The 14,115-nt window shown below is 47.2% G+C and carries 11 protein-coding genes; 6 read left to right on the top strand and 5 right to left on the bottom strand.

Annotation, left to right across the window (positions count from 1 at the left end; translation table 11 throughout):
* The first annotated feature begins 45 nt into the window (after window positions 1-45).
* The gene (locus AAHF22_RS22550; RefSeq protein ID WP_347327242.1) at window positions 46-858 is read left to right on the top strand and encodes an AraC family transcriptional regulator; all 813 of its coding nucleotides are present in this window, start codon (window positions 46-48) and stop codon (window positions 856-858) included.
* A gap of 151 nt (window positions 859-1,009) precedes the next feature.
* Here the strand turns inward: AAHF22_RS22550 and AAHF22_RS22545 are convergent, their stop codons facing one another.
* Window positions 1,010-1,366 carry a type II toxin-antitoxin system PemK/MazF family toxin gene (locus AAHF22_RS22545; RefSeq protein WP_347327270.1) on the bottom strand — a complete coding sequence of 119 codons (357 nt, stop codon included), beginning with the start codon at window positions 1,364-1,366 and terminating at the stop codon, window positions 1,010-1,012.
* On the bottom strand, window positions 1,366-1,629 hold the full coding sequence (locus AAHF22_RS22540) for an AbrB/MazE/SpoVT family DNA-binding domain-containing protein (RefSeq protein WP_347327241.1): 264 nt from the start codon (window positions 1,627-1,629) through the stop codon (window positions 1,366-1,368). Before AAHF22_RS22540 ends, AAHF22_RS22545 begins: the two co-directional genes overlap by 1 nt.
* Window positions 1,630-1,845: 216 nt before the next feature.
* On the opposite strand from AAHF22_RS22540, the gene AAHF22_RS22535 reads away from it, so the two are divergent.
* Window positions 1,846-2,838, top strand: a complete 993-nt coding sequence (locus AAHF22_RS22535) for a proline dehydrogenase family protein (protein WP_347327240.1) — start codon at window positions 1,846-1,848, stop codon at window positions 2,836-2,838.
* A 176-nt stretch (window positions 2,839-3,014) separates the two neighbouring features.
* On the opposite strand, the gene AAHF22_RS22530 is transcribed toward AAHF22_RS22535, so the two are convergent.
* The gene (locus AAHF22_RS22530) at window positions 3,015-4,328 is read right to left on the bottom strand and encodes an alkaline phosphatase (RefSeq protein WP_347327239.1); all 1,314 of its coding nucleotides are present in this window, start codon (window positions 4,326-4,328) and stop codon (window positions 3,015-3,017) included.
* Between the two features lie 231 nt (window positions 4,329-4,559).
* Between AAHF22_RS22530 and AAHF22_RS22525 the strand changes: the two genes are divergently transcribed.
* Both AAHF22_RS22525 and AAHF22_RS22520 read left to right on the top strand, forming a co-directional pair.
* On the top strand, window positions 4,560-5,189 hold the full coding sequence (locus AAHF22_RS22525) for a VC0807 family protein (protein ID WP_347327238.1): 630 nt from the start codon (window positions 4,560-4,562) through the stop codon (window positions 5,187-5,189).
* A gap of 390 nt (window positions 5,190-5,579) precedes the next feature.
* Entirely contained in the window at window positions 5,580-9,179 is a 3,600-nt protein-coding gene (locus tag AAHF22_RS22520) for a DEAD/DEAH box helicase (RefSeq protein WP_347327237.1), read from the top strand.
* 10 nt (window positions 9,180-9,189) lie between these two features.
* Here the strand turns inward: AAHF22_RS22520 and AAHF22_RS22515 are convergent, their stop codons facing one another.
* The gene (locus tag AAHF22_RS22515) at window positions 9,190-10,299 is read right to left on the bottom strand and encodes an HD-GYP domain-containing protein (RefSeq protein WP_371834099.1); all 1,110 of its coding nucleotides are present in this window, start codon (window positions 10,297-10,299) and stop codon (window positions 9,190-9,192) included.
* Window positions 10,300-11,198: 899 nt separating this feature from the next.
* On the opposite strand from AAHF22_RS22515, the gene AAHF22_RS22510 reads away from it, so the two are divergent.
* Complete coding sequence (locus AAHF22_RS22510) at window positions 11,199-11,513, top strand: cupin domain-containing protein (RefSeq protein WP_347327236.1); 315 nt, start codon at window positions 11,199-11,201, stop codon at window positions 11,511-11,513.
* A gap of 254 nt (window positions 11,514-11,767) precedes the next feature.
* Here AAHF22_RS22510 and AAHF22_RS22505 read toward each other — a convergent pair whose 3' ends face one another.
* Complete coding sequence (locus tag AAHF22_RS22505) at window positions 11,768-12,091, bottom strand: MGMT family protein (RefSeq protein ID WP_347327235.1); 324 nt, start codon at window positions 12,089-12,091, stop codon at window positions 11,768-11,770.
* A 374-nt stretch (window positions 12,092-12,465) separates the two neighbouring features.
* Here AAHF22_RS22505 and AAHF22_RS22500 point away from each other — a divergent pair, with 374 nt between their 5' ends.
* Window positions 12,466-13,971, top strand: coding sequence for a methyl-accepting chemotaxis protein (locus AAHF22_RS22500; RefSeq protein ID WP_371834101.1), 1,506 nt, complete (start codon window positions 12,466-12,468; stop codon window positions 13,969-13,971).
* Window positions 13,972-14,115: the final 144 nt, after the last annotated feature.

Raw genomic sequence — 14,115 nt, 5'->3', positions numbered from 1 at the left:
ATACTGGAAAAAAGCTAAAGTTAACGGGAGAAAGGAGGCGGTACGATGGCGGATATATCTTTTTATCGTAATCCGGCATTGCCTTTTGTGGAAGGCAAGCGCTGCCGTGCGGATGAACTGACCTATCATCGGCATTTTCATGAGGAATATTCAGTCGGATGGATTCATAGTGGACGCACGAATGCGTGGTGTGACGGCAAACTGTGGGAAGTGGAGCAGGGGCGGATGATTAGCTTTCCACCGGAAATGCTGCATGCCTGCCATCCGCAGCAAGGGCTGGAGTGGAGCTATGATATGCTGTTTATCGATCCGCGCTGGCTACAAGGAATGGAGCAGCAAGAGCTACAGCAGATTCATATTCCGTATTTGCTATCCGAACGTAAAAATGCAGCCTGCACCCTACAGATGCAGCAGACGATGGGGGCACTTATGGAGGGGCGAGAACCGCTGGAAACGGAAACGGCACTGATCGCATTGGTACAATTATTGACAGGTGCGCAGCAGGGTGATCTGGAGCATCATAAGTCGACGATGCAGACGGATCGTAAATATGTCGGTATCGTGCAGGAATATTTACACGCGAATTTCCTTCGTCCGGTGCTGTTGGAGGAGTTGGAGCAGGTGACGTCGATCAGCCGCTTTCATCTCATTCGTCTGTTCAAGCAATGGCAACATCTGCCCCCACATGCGTATCAGAATCTGCTACGTATCAATTATGCGAAAAACGAGCTGCATCGCCAGCGGCCAATTGTGGAGGTCGCAGCGGAAGCTGGTTTTTATGATCAGAGTCATTTTACACGTATGTTTCAGCGCGTTGTGGGCGTTACGCCACATCGTTATCGGACGTCGGTGATATAGATTTAAAACCAATACGTACTTACTATTTACTACCTCGTAGCATAAACAAATAATGAGCAGGATTATCAAAAGATTGAATGCCTTTATTTTCAATTTGCTTCATATCGTCTTTGATTTAAATAGAATAGGTGTAGATTCAATCTTTAATAATTCAAGCAAGTATTGAACGCACATAGGAAATGACTGTTTTGAAAAAAATGGATTCTAAATCAATAGCTCCTACTACTTGGGCATTACGTCCATTAAGATCCAATGATTTTGCTTGTTCGGTAAGAGCGACACCTGTTAAGAGCTTACCATTGTTTAGAAATATATCATTTGGTACTTTCACGTGAAATGGGTTGTCTCGCTCCCGATTAGTGATGGGTACAACCATTGCAAAATGATTATTTACGGGATCGATGTATCCGTCCGAAATAATCAATGCAGGACGCCTTTTTTGCTGTTCATGACCAGCAGCAGGATCAAAATCCAAATAAATGATATGCCCACGTTCAACATTCACCATCAAATCTCTTCATCTCCCATTGCTTTTGCGAAGGCTTCTGGAGCGCCTGTTCCAGGTTTAGAACTAGAACGTAGTCGTAAAAATAATTCTCGGAGCGCTTGCTGATCATCAGCTTCTGGGAAAATTGGAGTGATAATGAGTTGATTTCCTTTTATTTCGATGTTTAATTCACTACCATCTTTAATTTGAAGCTGATTAGCCATAAGAGCTGGTAAGCGAACTCCTAGACTATTCCCCCATTTTTTTGCGGTAATAGCTCCCATATTAATCTCTCCCTTTACTTTATGGCGTTAGTATAACATTAAAAAACATGAGTGTATATACAAAGTATAATTGTTGAGGGTTTGAATTTTTTTTGGAAATCCTTTCCATACGCAGCTCACCCTCGCAGGTAGACACGTTCTACTAGCCAAATAGCAATTTTGTACAATATTTTATCCCCTTTCTCCGTTAATGTGAACGTTAGGGAGGGATTCATCATGAATAATAGAACAGCACATGAGCAGCGGTTAACCGCTGGCGCGGCGGCAGCGCTAAAGGCAATTGCACGTCGTCCGGATATCAAAATGCATATCGAGCAGGAGCCGCAGCTCTACACCTTACTACAACGTGCAGCAGCACGTTATGTGACCGGGGAGCAGCGCCCGCAGGCGTTAGCAGTCGCCCATCAGCTTCATGACGAAGGCTACGCCGTATCGCTGGAATATATCGGTGAAAATACCGTATCGGCTGCTGCCTGTCAGCAAGCGACAGCAGAGCTTGCCGGAGTGCTGACGGAGCTAGGTGAGCAAGGGATCGGTGGACGGGTATCGTTTGATCTGTCGCATATCGGACTGCTTGTTGATCGGGAATTGGCACTTGCCCATCTGCTGCAATTGGGCGAATTAGCGCACACATACGGGATTGAGTTATTTATCAGCATGGAGGAATCGGCGAAGACCGAAGCGATTCTACAACTTTATCGACAGGCGGTAGCGGTGTATCCGCTGATTGGCATTACACTACAGGCGCATTTGCACCGTACATGGGCTGATGCGGCTGTGTTGCTGACGAAGGATACACGCGTGCGATTCGTTAAAGGCGCATATGAAGAGCCGGATACGCTGGCATTATCGCGTTCTGCGGAGTTGGACGATCGGTATGTAACATTATTCGAGCTTGCTGTACAGCGTGGTTGCCGCATTTCGCTTGCTACCCATGATGAGACACTGATCGATCGTTTGCGGCTCAGCTCATGGCAGGGTGCTGCATCGGTAGAGCTGGAGCTACTATATGGCATTCGTCCCGAGCTGTGTGTACGGCTGCGAGAGCAAGGTTATCCAGTGCGTGTGTATTTAACGTATGGGCAGGAATGGTATTTATACCTATGTCACCGGATCGCTGAATATCCGCCTAATCTATATCAGGCGCTGATTGATATGGTGGGCGGGCAAGCGGAAGCGCCTATGATGCAGTATTGTCTATCAAAGTAGCCGTAATCGAAATGGTGGACAAACTGGTGCGCTACAGGTTAGCGTATCCGTACAAGGGATAGCTTTACATAAAAAGACACGGATTTGCTGCACACAGCAAATTCGTGTCTTTTTGGATGGGTGTCCTGGCGTTATTGTCCAATGTACGTACAGTACAGCAGATCGCAAGCAATCGTTTATTTTAATTTCAACAGCTTCACAAGCTTATCGTGAATTGCGGTGTTCTGGTAGTTGCCGACAAATTGCTCGGAGCCTGGACCCATCGCGGTCAGCGCTACATCGACTGCGCTATGTCCTTCCGTTGTCCAGTCCACAACAAACTGCTCAGAGGAACCTGCTACGGTGAATGGACCGTCTTCTTTGGACAGGCCATCTCCGGATTCGTCCTCATCGTCCAAGCCTTCGATCACCATACCGCCTGTTTCGTGGTCAGCGGTCACGAGTACGAGCGTATCCGGATGTTTTTTTGCGTAGTCTTTCGCTACTTTTACCGCTTTGTCCAGTTGTTGCCCTGCCTTGATGGTCAGCTCTGCATTGTTATCATGCGCCATTTCGTCTGTGCCTTCCTCTTCCACGAGTAGGAAGAAGCCTTTTTTGTTCTGGGATAGCACATCCAGTGCTTTGGTGGTCATATCCGGCAACGACACGATCGGGTTGTACTGATTACCTACCTCATTATGTGCCTGAAACATTTCTTCGTTGGCGAACAGTCCGAGCAACTTGCCGTTTTGAGCCGCTTTCAGCTCGGTGCCATTCGTTACGTAGTTGTAGCCAAGCTGCTTGGCACGTTCCACCAGATTGCCCTGTGTGCCTTTACTCGCCTCGGTTGGGTCTTCTGCCGGTGCGTCAGGATGCGAACCAGCTGTCCCTTTCGGATACCAGAAGTCTTCGCCACCACCGAGCAGTACGTCGATTTTGCTATTTTCGATATATTGCTTGGCGATATCGCTCTGTGCGGAACGGTTCTCAACATGTGCGCCAAATGCAGCGCCCGTTGCATCGGTCACCTGACTGGTCGTCACGACACCGGTGGACATGCCTGCTTTTTTGGCAAGCTCCATAATGGTCGTGACAGGCTTTTTGTTCGGATCGACGCCGATTGCGCCGTTATATGATTTCACGCCGGTAGCGATGGCGGTAGCAGCGGCAGCGGAATCGGTAACGAGATGATCGCTAGAGCTAGTACGCACCAGTCCGGTGACCGGCATATTGTCCATTTCCAGTGTTCCATTTTTACCGACCGTCGCATAGCGAATCGCATTACGGCTCGCTTCGCCCATGCCATCGCCGATGAACAACACGACATTTTTAGGAGCGACAGCATTTTTGGGAGGTGTTGTTGTTTGAGCTTTTGCGGATGGTGCAGGTGTCGCTTTCGTGCCAGCAGCCCACGCTTGGGGAGCTTCGAGCGAGCCTGTCCAGAGTGGCAGACTGATGATAGCGACAGCACTTGCAGCGATCACTGCTTTTGTAAAAGAAGACGATTTCATAAGTAACAATTCCTCCTGTATGTATCATATGATGTATTGATCATATATTCGTATCATTATATAAATACCATTATTTTGTAAATTACATATAAAATAACTCAAAAATGGGATATTCATAAGTAATATACAGATCCACCTACAGGTTGAGATGGAATCAACCTAGCGGTAGATTCACGGGATGGGCGAATATTTTAAGATAAATGTACAAACATTGAACAGGAGCTGACCACCATGTCTACATTATTCAAAAGCCGTGCTATTGTGCTAAAGCTAGTTATGAACGGACTTGTCCCGTGGCTCGGGTATGTATTACTGTCACCACATATCGGAAGTTTGCTAGCACTGTCTGTCGTGACGATGATTCCGCTTGTCGACAATCTGATTCATCTGGTACGACACCGCACGATGGATGTGTTTAATGGGCTGATGCTAGTAGGTTTTGTGCTTAGTTTGGTCATGGTGCTGATGGGTGGCAGTGAGAAGCTGCTTCTGATGCGTGAATCGCTGGTGACAGTTGTGATTGGCTTAGCTTTTCTCGCTTCGTTATTAATGAAGCGCCCGCTTATCTTTCATATGGTTAGCCGCTTTAGTAAAGGTGTGAATCCAGAGCATAACTGGGCGTATCCTTATTTCCGTCAGGTGATGCGCCGTCTGACCCTGCTCTGGGGTGTAGCGCTCGTCGTGGAAGCAGGTTTGAAACTGCTGCTGATTACGGTGTTGAGCACCTCGCAAATGCTGGCGATTTCGTCGCCACTGTTCTATGCGGTGATCGGATTGACGATCGCAGCAACGATTGTGTACAAACGTCGTGCTGGCGTACAGATGAAGCAGTTGCGACAAGATCAGGCTCAGTTTGCGTGAGCAGGCAGATGCAACATGTGCAAACCATCGACACGCGATATACAGATCGAGTGTTCTGATTGAGTGTCTTGTATGAACGATAGTCATCATCCATTCCAGTGTCACACTGACATGATTCCTTCCCATAGCGAATCTAAGCTCGCAACAAATTAGAGACTTTAAATAGAGCACTGCACACTGCAACCGAATACGAATCCAAGACCGACCCTTTGTTATCGATGCAAAGGGTTTTTGTTTTGGCTACTGCCGACACTATGGCATAATAAAACATACGATACGGGTCATCCATTTCGTTTTCCAAAGGAGTGTATTTATGTATAACAATCCAATGAACATTTCCATCTATCCGATCTCCCTCTACTCGGTATGCAGGTGTATGGGGAGCGGGCAATGAGTGATCGTATAAGAACGCAGTCGATTCAGCGCTTATGTGGGTCGACATCTTACCATAAAGGCATGACGATGTATCGGACGGGTAAGGTTGGATTTACACGTTATGATGATGAGTCGGGTGAATATGAAGCTGTCGTACAGAGCAGACGTCATGAAGTGGAGCATGTGCAGATTAGAGTGAGTGAAGATGAACAGATTGACGCGACCTGCTCCTGTCCATCGCTCGCTTCGTATCGCTATCATTGTCAGCACATCGCCGCCACACTGATTTATATTCATGAATGTGAACAACGCGGCGAGCCGCCACTACTTATTGCTCCAACAGCAGCATTTACGCAAGGTAGCAGCATGAAACGGAACGAAAGAGCATCAGAGCGCTCGTCGTCTGCTCAGTTACAGTCAGCATTCGAAGCAACGGAAGATGCTGCATCTTCTGCTAATGTGAGCGCTACTAAAGCGACTAGTCACATTAAAGCTACCCGCACCACTAACGTTGCTAGCGCTACGAACGCTTCGCTCCTGTCCAAACAAGACCTCTATGCCAAAGATGAACGACTGACAGACGAACTGCTGCATCTATTTACCCAGTCCCCACGCCGTGCGGCAGTACGCCGTCGTTATCTGGAAACGCGTGATCCGCTGGCACTGGATGTGATCTGTCATCCGCTCGCTTCCGGTAATGGGCAATACCGGATCGGCATTGAGCTGCGCATCGGACCGACACGGACGTTTATCGTGCGCCATATTCGGCGTTTGCTGGACAGTATTCGCATCGGCGAAAGCTATGCTGTAACATCACGATTTGTGTATGACCCGGAGCTGCATAGCTTTGCGGCAGGGGACGATCTTGTACTGCGCCAGTTGATTCAAATTGCTGAAGATGAGCAGCCTGCCGATGCAGCAGCACGCACACAGGCAGGACGACGCGGAGAACGGTTGCTATCTGTACCTGTATCCCATTGGCCTGCCTTGTTGGCTGCGCTTCGTTCATGTCGCTCAGTGTATGTAGCACAGCCGGATGGTAAAGAGCTTTCCATCGTCTGGTCACAGGGACCGTTACCGCTTCAATTCCAGCTGGATCAGTCAGACTCCACGTCTAAGCAAGCTGGTAAAATCCACCCGGATGAAAAGCGTTATGTACTGCGTGTGCAGGGATTGCAGCCGCTGATCATACTGGAGTCGTATGAAGCTGTATTGAACGGTGCAGAGCTGGTGGAGCTGGATGATGAATTATGCCGTCGTCTGGGTGGTTTGCAGCGGCTACTGGATCGAACAGGGACAGGTGAAATGGAGCATCAGCTTCATTTATCAGCCCCACAATTAGAGCCTTTTGTCCGCCAGGTTGTGCCTGAGCTAATGAAGCTCGGAGCGGTACATCTGACACGCGGAGTATCAGATCGCATTATGCAGACACCGCTGCAAGCACGTCTGTATTTGGATCGGGTACGGGATCGTTTGCTTGCCGGGTTGGAGTTTCAATATGGTAGCCTGACGATTAATCCACTCGAACCGGAGCCGGAAGGACAGGCTGAAGACCGAATTGTATTGCGCGACGGGGAGCGAGAAGCGCAAATTTTGCAGCTGATGGATGAGGCTGATTTTACGGTGACCGAAGGTGGTTACTTTTTGACCGATGAAGAGGCGGAGTATACATTTTTGTACCATATTGTGCCACGACTGGAGAAGCTGCTGCATGTGTATGCGACTTCGATTGTGAAGGCGATGCTGCAAAATCCGCTATCTCCACCGAAGCTAACCGTGCAGACGGATCAGCGTCATGACTGGCTGGAAATTCGCTTTGCACTGGATGGCATTCCTGAATCGGAAATTGTGCATGTGCTGGAATCGCTCCAGGAACAGCGCAGATATCACCGACTGCCCGGCGGTGCTTTTTTGCCGCTGGAAGATCGCGCATTTCAACAAATTGCTGACTTTATTCGTCGTACAGGTATGGCGGCGCCAGGCACAGGTGTTATGGAAGCAGAAGAAGGGGTATTGTTCCGTTTGCCCGTATTGTATGGTCTGGAACGGCTGGATATGCAGGATGAAAATGAAGCGATTCGCTTTGATCGCTCCTTGCGCCGCTTATTAGAAAGTATGGAGCAGCCCGGACGGCAGCATGAGCCGGTGCCAGCCGCGCTGGAATCGGTACTGCGTGATTATCAGCATGAAGGGTATCAATGGATGCGCACGCTGGCTCGCTATGGATTTGGCGGTATTCTTGCCGACGATATGGGACTGGGCAAAACGTTACAAAGTATCGCTTTTATCGCCTCGATGCAGGATGAGATTCGGCGTAGTGGACGCCCGGTGCTGGTAGTGACACCAGCCTCGCTAGTGTACAACTGGCAGTATGAGCTAAAACGCTTCGCACCCGAGCTACGTGTACTGCTAGTCGATGGTAGCAAGGCAGAGCGTGCCGTCCGCTGGCAGCAGGTGCTAGCACAGGAGCCGGACATGGAGGGCATGTCTGCTGCAATGACCGAACCAACCGATTCCTCTTCGGTGAATGCGCGTTCTGTGCAACCGATCGATGTGGTGATTACCTCTTATCCGTTATTGCGACAGGATCGAGAACTGGCAACAAGCCATGCGTACCATACGCTCATTTTGGATGAAGCACAAAATGTCAAAAACGCGCTCACCCATGCAGCCAGAGCGGTGAAGGAACTGCAAGCGAAGCATCGCTTTGCTCTGACCGGTACGCCGATTGAAAATTCATTGCAAGAGCTATGGTCGATTATGAGCATCGTGATGCCTGGATTGCTGGGCACACGGCGAGAATTTAACGACCTGCTACCGGAAACGATCGCACGCCGTGTGCGTCCATTTATTTTGCGCCGCATGAAGACAGACGTATTGCATGAGTTGCCGGATAAGCAGGAAATTACGCTCGTATCCGAACTATTGCCAGAGCAAAAAGTGCTGTATGCCGCTTATCTTGCTCAGCTGCAACAGGACGCGCTCAAGCATTTGTATGATCCGGATTCATCCGATCAGCAAATTCGTATCTTCGCCGGACTGACTCGTTTGCGCCAGTTATGCTGTGATCCGGGCTTATTTGTTGAAGATTATACCGGTGGTTCAGGTAAGCTGGATCAACTGCTGGAACTCGTACAGGATTATCGGGATTCCGGACGCAGAATGCTTATCTTTTCCCAGTTTACCGGCATGCTCAAGCGAATCGGCAAAAAGCTGCAAGAGCGCCATACGCCATTCTTTTATCTGGATGGAAGCACCGCATCAGCAGAGCGTCTGGAGCTATGCCATCGATTTAACGCAGGCGAACAGGATGTATTTTTGATTTCACTGAAAGCGGGAGGAACCGGATTGAATCTGACGGGTGCGGATACGGTCATTTTGTATGATCTATGGTGGAATCCGGCGGTGGAAGAACAGGCAGCAGATCGTGCCTATCGGATGGGACAGCAACGTAATGTACAGGTCATTCGCTTAATTACACGCGGGACGGTAGAGGAGAAGGTGTTAGAGCTTCAGCATAACAAGCGTGAGCTAGTCAGCGAGATTATCCAGCCCGGTCAGGCGAAGTTGTCGTCACTGACTGAGCAGGATATACGTGAACTGTTGCTGCTGTAAATGCATCTATTCAGGCGGTAGGTGAAGGCATATGGGCGTTCATGCCTTCTACCGCTGTAATCATCACGGAATGATGGCCGAGCAGATCAAGATCAAATGGTGCTGGCAGACGTTCTCCTGCTTCATTGAACAGAACGCGTACGATCGGTCGCTGTGGAATCGAGGTATGAATATGCACGACGACACCTTTGTAGCCATTACTGAGCGTGACCGTTACACCGATAGGGTAGATGGCAATCCGGCTTTTGAATACTTCCAGCATGGAGCGATCGTACAATGTGCCCGAGCCGGAGTACAGCACATCCAGCGCCTGATGCGGAAGCATGGCAGCACGGTATACACGGCTAGTAGTGAGTGCATCATACGAGTCAGCGATCCCAATCCATTTCGCATAATCATGAATATCCGGTTCGGTCAGACCACGCGGATAACCACTACCATTCAAACGCTCATGATGCTGGTAAGCGCAGTGGGCAGCTAATAACGGAATGCCCGGCTCATCTTTTAAAATTTTAAATCCATATTCCGTATGCAGCTTGATTGTGTCATATTCTTCATCGGTCAGACGACCGGGTTTGAATAAAATCTCGTTCGGAATATGAGCTTTGCCCACATCATGCAGCAGGGAGCCAATCCCTAACACACGCAGTTCATCTACCGAGTAGCCGTGAACTTTGCCGAGCAGTAGCGTATAGATGCATACATTCAGGGAGTGATGGTACAAATAATGATCCTTCGTATGCATACTCATCAGCATGACCATCACTTCCGGATTATCGCTTAGTTCCATCAGAATGGAATCGACGATGCCGGAAAAGGATTTGCCGATAATCGGATAAGAAGATTTTTGGACACGCGGATCAGCAATACTGGAGAAATGCGTACGAATTTCCTTCAGCGCCTTGCGCTTGATCTCGGCTGAAACAATATCGTTCACCATCACATCGTCTGTATCCTTATCCTGAATATAGACATAGTCCAGCCCGTGATTATATAGTTTTCGGATGATTCCAGCGGACAGCTCTGCGCCTTCTCGCAACAGAACGACACCTTCGTCGTTAAAAATTTTTTTGGCTAATCGCATTCCGGGTTGGAGCGAAGTAATCGGTAATAGCCTCAATAGGGTCACTTCCATCTGTTCGGGAATTATCACACTCAGCATTGGTGTTATACACACAAATCGTCAACTAGCTGGCATGATGATATATATGGATGAGGACGATGCATTAGGAGATCGTATGCTTTTTCTTAATAAGGAAGAAGCCTGTAGGGAATATTGAATCATAGATACTATATATATCGTCAACTAGAGCTTAATCTATAATGATTATAGGATGTATTTTTGAAATGCGATAGACTTATAACGCAAAGTTTGCTTTATGAGTAACAAAATTTCTTTATAATGTATCTTTAAGTTACTAAAATGTATAAATAAGGTGTTGTACTGACATTCGATCTCTTGAATGTGATGATACATGTAGGATAATATGGATTTTTATTCCTTTTCATGGAATGTGATCCGAAGCTTAACATGCATTTCCGACGTTGCTAGTAGACGATTCGGAAATGCATTTTTTTGTATATTTACGCATAAATGATACCTCCATCGATATATGTATTAGCATACACGTTATCATGGCTCTGTTTATCCAAGCCAAACTTAAATTCATAAGAAATAATGTGACGATATTGTGTCAGGTATGTGACAATGTGTGATATAAACTGTTGAGAAAGTTGAAAATGTGACTATTTATCGGAATTAGAACGCTAAAAATCGACTTTTTATGTGGTTTCTAGTCTAAAGTGACTATATGATCTTTTTATTTTTTGTGATTGAATACACTATATCTTTGTTTTCAAACATGCTAATATGGATATCAGTCATTACTTCCTGTTAAAAACCAACAAGTTAGCAGCAGGATTACTAAATAAGTACATATTCCCGATGAATAAGTCACTTATTATAACCTGAACCTAACATTTAAGTTGATCATATATTACGAAAAGGAGCTGGCAAGGATGATGAATGCAAGCTTGAGTAACATTGGAATTTGGGAAATGATAGAACCGGGTGTACGACGGAAAGTATTCGAGCCAGGTCAGGCAATCATGATGATGGAAGTGCATTTTGAAGCAGGCTCCAAAAGCAGTGAGCATTCGCATCCATATGAGCAGATGAGCTACTGCATGAAGGGACGCTTCGAAATTACGATCGCTGGTCAGGTACATGAACTCAGCGCAGGTAAAGCACTTGTTATCCCCGCAAGTGCATCGCATTCTATCAAAGCGCTTGCTCCTGGCATCCTGCTTGATTCCTACACACCTGTACGATAAAAAAGGCTGAAGTGAGTGTGAGCTTGCTTCATCTTTCACCAGCGCGCTACAAGATTTCTATACAGTACAGGTTTGGCGTTCAGCATACCTGTCCTACATATCGGCTTTCGTTCCTTCCGACGAGGACGGCTGCCGATGATGGCAAGTTGATAGCGAAACGAAAGCCTGCTCGATCAATCGAGCAGGCTTTTTGCTGTGTCATTGGATGTACATTATATCCATCACTTGAACAGATCTGAACGTATCCGTATCTATTAACCCTCTGCTGGCGGATCAGGTTCAAAGTGATACCGTTCCAGTGGAATCCGCTGATCCAGTGTAAACTCAATTCCTTCCTCTTCCAGCCGCCATCGTTGTTCTTCAGCACTATCCGCATCGCCCAGCGCAATCTCACCCTGCTTATTCACAACGCGATGCCACGGTAGTTGCTGTGACGCGCTCATTGAATGCAAAATACGCACTACCTGCCTTGCTGCACGTGGGCTGCCTGCACAAGCAGCAATCTGTCCATAAGTCATCACCTTGCCGGATGGAATAGAACGAATGATAGTTACGACACGCTCAGTAAATGGCTGCACAACATTCCCTCCTTCATGAATCTATGTATATGTGCTGTTATCAGCACAGTTTAACAAATATAAGCATTTTGGCTAATGGTTTACTGTTTTTAATTCCTTTTATGTAAAATTGTGTAAAATATAAGCAAAAGTTTATCATAAAATGTTTCAATTCGTCGAATAATAGGTATAAAGACTCATAATAATTGTAAGAAAAAATACGAATATAGACTATAGTAACGACTAAATCACTATCTTATTTGATAAACCATAGAGAGCTGGCATGGCGGAACGATTGGCTCGGTCAGGTCGGCTACTATTATTTTACCAAGCGGAAGCTATAAAGTGTAATTTGGCTAGCTTGACCGCCCAAAGGAGAACATTAGATCATGTCCATTTTTGCAGCGAAACGCAACTTCACGGAACTTCAAACATTACTTCAAGCTGCAACACAGCTGGCAGAACGTCCACAGCAATCTGCTGGAAAACTGCAAGTACAGAGTGAAGACCCAACTTTAAAAAGTATCGTAAACTATGTGAACCAGGCTATAGATCAAATTCGTGAAGAAAAAGACTATCTCGCTTTGCGTATGAATCTCGTCATCAAGGCCATTCATATCGGTCTGTGGGATATGGAAGTAGAAGCAGGTGATCCGATCAATCCGAACAATGCCTTTACATGGACAGACGAGTTCCGCGCGATGCTAGGCTATCGTAATGAACAGGATTTCCCGAACGTGCTGGATAGCTGGGCTTCCCGCTTGCATCCGGATGATAAGGATTGGGTGATGCAGGCACTGGGGAACCATTTGCTCGATCATAGCGGTAAAACGCCGTATGACATCCAATACCGTCTACAGCTAAGAACGGGTGAGTACCGCTGGTTCCGTGCAACCGGCACTACGATACGTGATCACAAAGGCATTCCACTTCGTATTGCTGGCGCTTTGCTGGACGTGCATGACCAGCGCAAGCGTGAACATGAGCTGACTGCACTGGCTACGCGTTATGATCTGATCAACAAAGCACTCGTCGAAGCACCGTGGGATATGATCGTCGAAGCAGGTGATCCGATCAACCCGAATAATGAATTTTGGTGGTCTGCACAGTTCCGCCACACACTCGGTTTTCAAGATGAACGCGATTTTCCTAACATTCTAAGCAGTTGGAGCGATCGTCTGCATCCAGAAGATAAACAAATGGCATTGGACGCTTTTGCCGCGCATTTGAACGATCATACCGGACGAACTCCATTTTCCGTTGATTATCGTCTACAGCTCAAAAGTGGCGAATATCGCTGGTATCATGCTGGCGGTACAACGAATCGCGATGCACAGGGATTGCCGCTACGTGTAGCAGGTACGATTCGCGATATTACGTTTGAGAAAAATAAAGATACCGTTGTGAGTGCGATGACAAGTCGAATGGAGCAATTGTCCCAATCGATTGCAGAAATGGCGACAGCGATCCAATCTGTAACCGGACAGGCACAAGAGCTTGCCGGCGCGCAAGAGCATTCCACAGAAGCGGCGAATCGCGCCAAAGTCAGTGCAGACGAAACGCAGAATATTTCTAACTTTATCCGTGAAATTGCCAATCAGACGAATATGCTCGGCTTGAATGCATCGATTGAAGCAGCACGAGCGGGCGAACTGGGGCGCGGCTTCTCTGTTGTGGCAGACGAAGTGCGCAAGCTGGCGATTAATAGCGCCGGCGCTACTGAGAATATCGAAAAAAGCTTGAGTGAGATGAAAAATCAGATCGAGACGATTCTATTTCAGATTAGCAATATGACGGCGCTCACGCAATCGCAGGCAGCATTAACCGAGCAATTGAACGCATCGATGGATGAAGTAAACCATATGGCGCGTTCCGTCGCAGACTTAGCACAGCAAATCTAATGCACGGTGCTTCAAAAGCAATCGTTCATTCTGAGCTGTGAATGATATTGTGAATTAAAGATTTTCTTTTGATGTTAGATGGTATGCTCACTCACTATAACGCCCCGTCTATGTTAGCTTGACGGGGCAACTTTTCACCAGGAA

This window comes from Paenibacillus wenxiniae (assembly GCF_039822605.1).
In the GTDB taxonomy this organism is placed as follows: Bacteria; Bacillota; Bacilli; order Paenibacillales; family Paenibacillaceae; genus Saccharibacillus; species Saccharibacillus wenxiniae.
Note: the sequence above shows the minus strand (reverse complement) of the source record. Positions and strands in the feature narration are given on the sequence as shown.

What these genes read in the sequence shown, in the direction of transcription:
- AAHF22_RS22530 (WP_347327239.1), bottom strand. Translation starts at nt 4,328, where the DNA reads ATGAAATCGTCTTCTTTTACAAAAGCAGTGATCGCTGCAAGTGCTGTC.
- AAHF22_RS22510 (WP_347327236.1), top strand. Translation starts at nt 11,199, where the DNA reads ATGATGAATGCAAGCTTGAGTAACATTGGAATTTGGGAAATGATAGAA.
- AAHF22_RS22540 (WP_347327241.1), bottom strand. Translation starts at nt 1,629, where the DNA reads ATGGGAGCTATTACCGCAAAAAAATGGGGGAATAGTCTAGGAGTTCGC.
- AAHF22_RS22520 (WP_347327237.1), top strand. Translation starts at nt 5,580, where the DNA reads ATGAGTGATCGTATAAGAACGCAGTCGATTCAGCGCTTATGTGGGTCG.
- AAHF22_RS22525 (WP_347327238.1), top strand. Translation starts at nt 4,560, where the DNA reads ATGTCTACATTATTCAAAAGCCGTGCTATTGTGCTAAAGCTAGTTATG.
- AAHF22_RS22545 (WP_347327270.1), bottom strand. Translation starts at nt 1,366, where the DNA reads ATGGTGAATGTTGAACGTGGGCATATCATTTATTTGGATTTTGATCCT.
- AAHF22_RS22535 (WP_347327240.1), top strand. Translation starts at nt 1,846, where the DNA reads ATGAATAATAGAACAGCACATGAGCAGCGGTTAACCGCTGGCGCGGCG.
- AAHF22_RS22550 (WP_347327242.1), top strand. Translation starts at nt 46, where the DNA reads ATGGCGGATATATCTTTTTATCGTAATCCGGCATTGCCTTTTGTGGAA.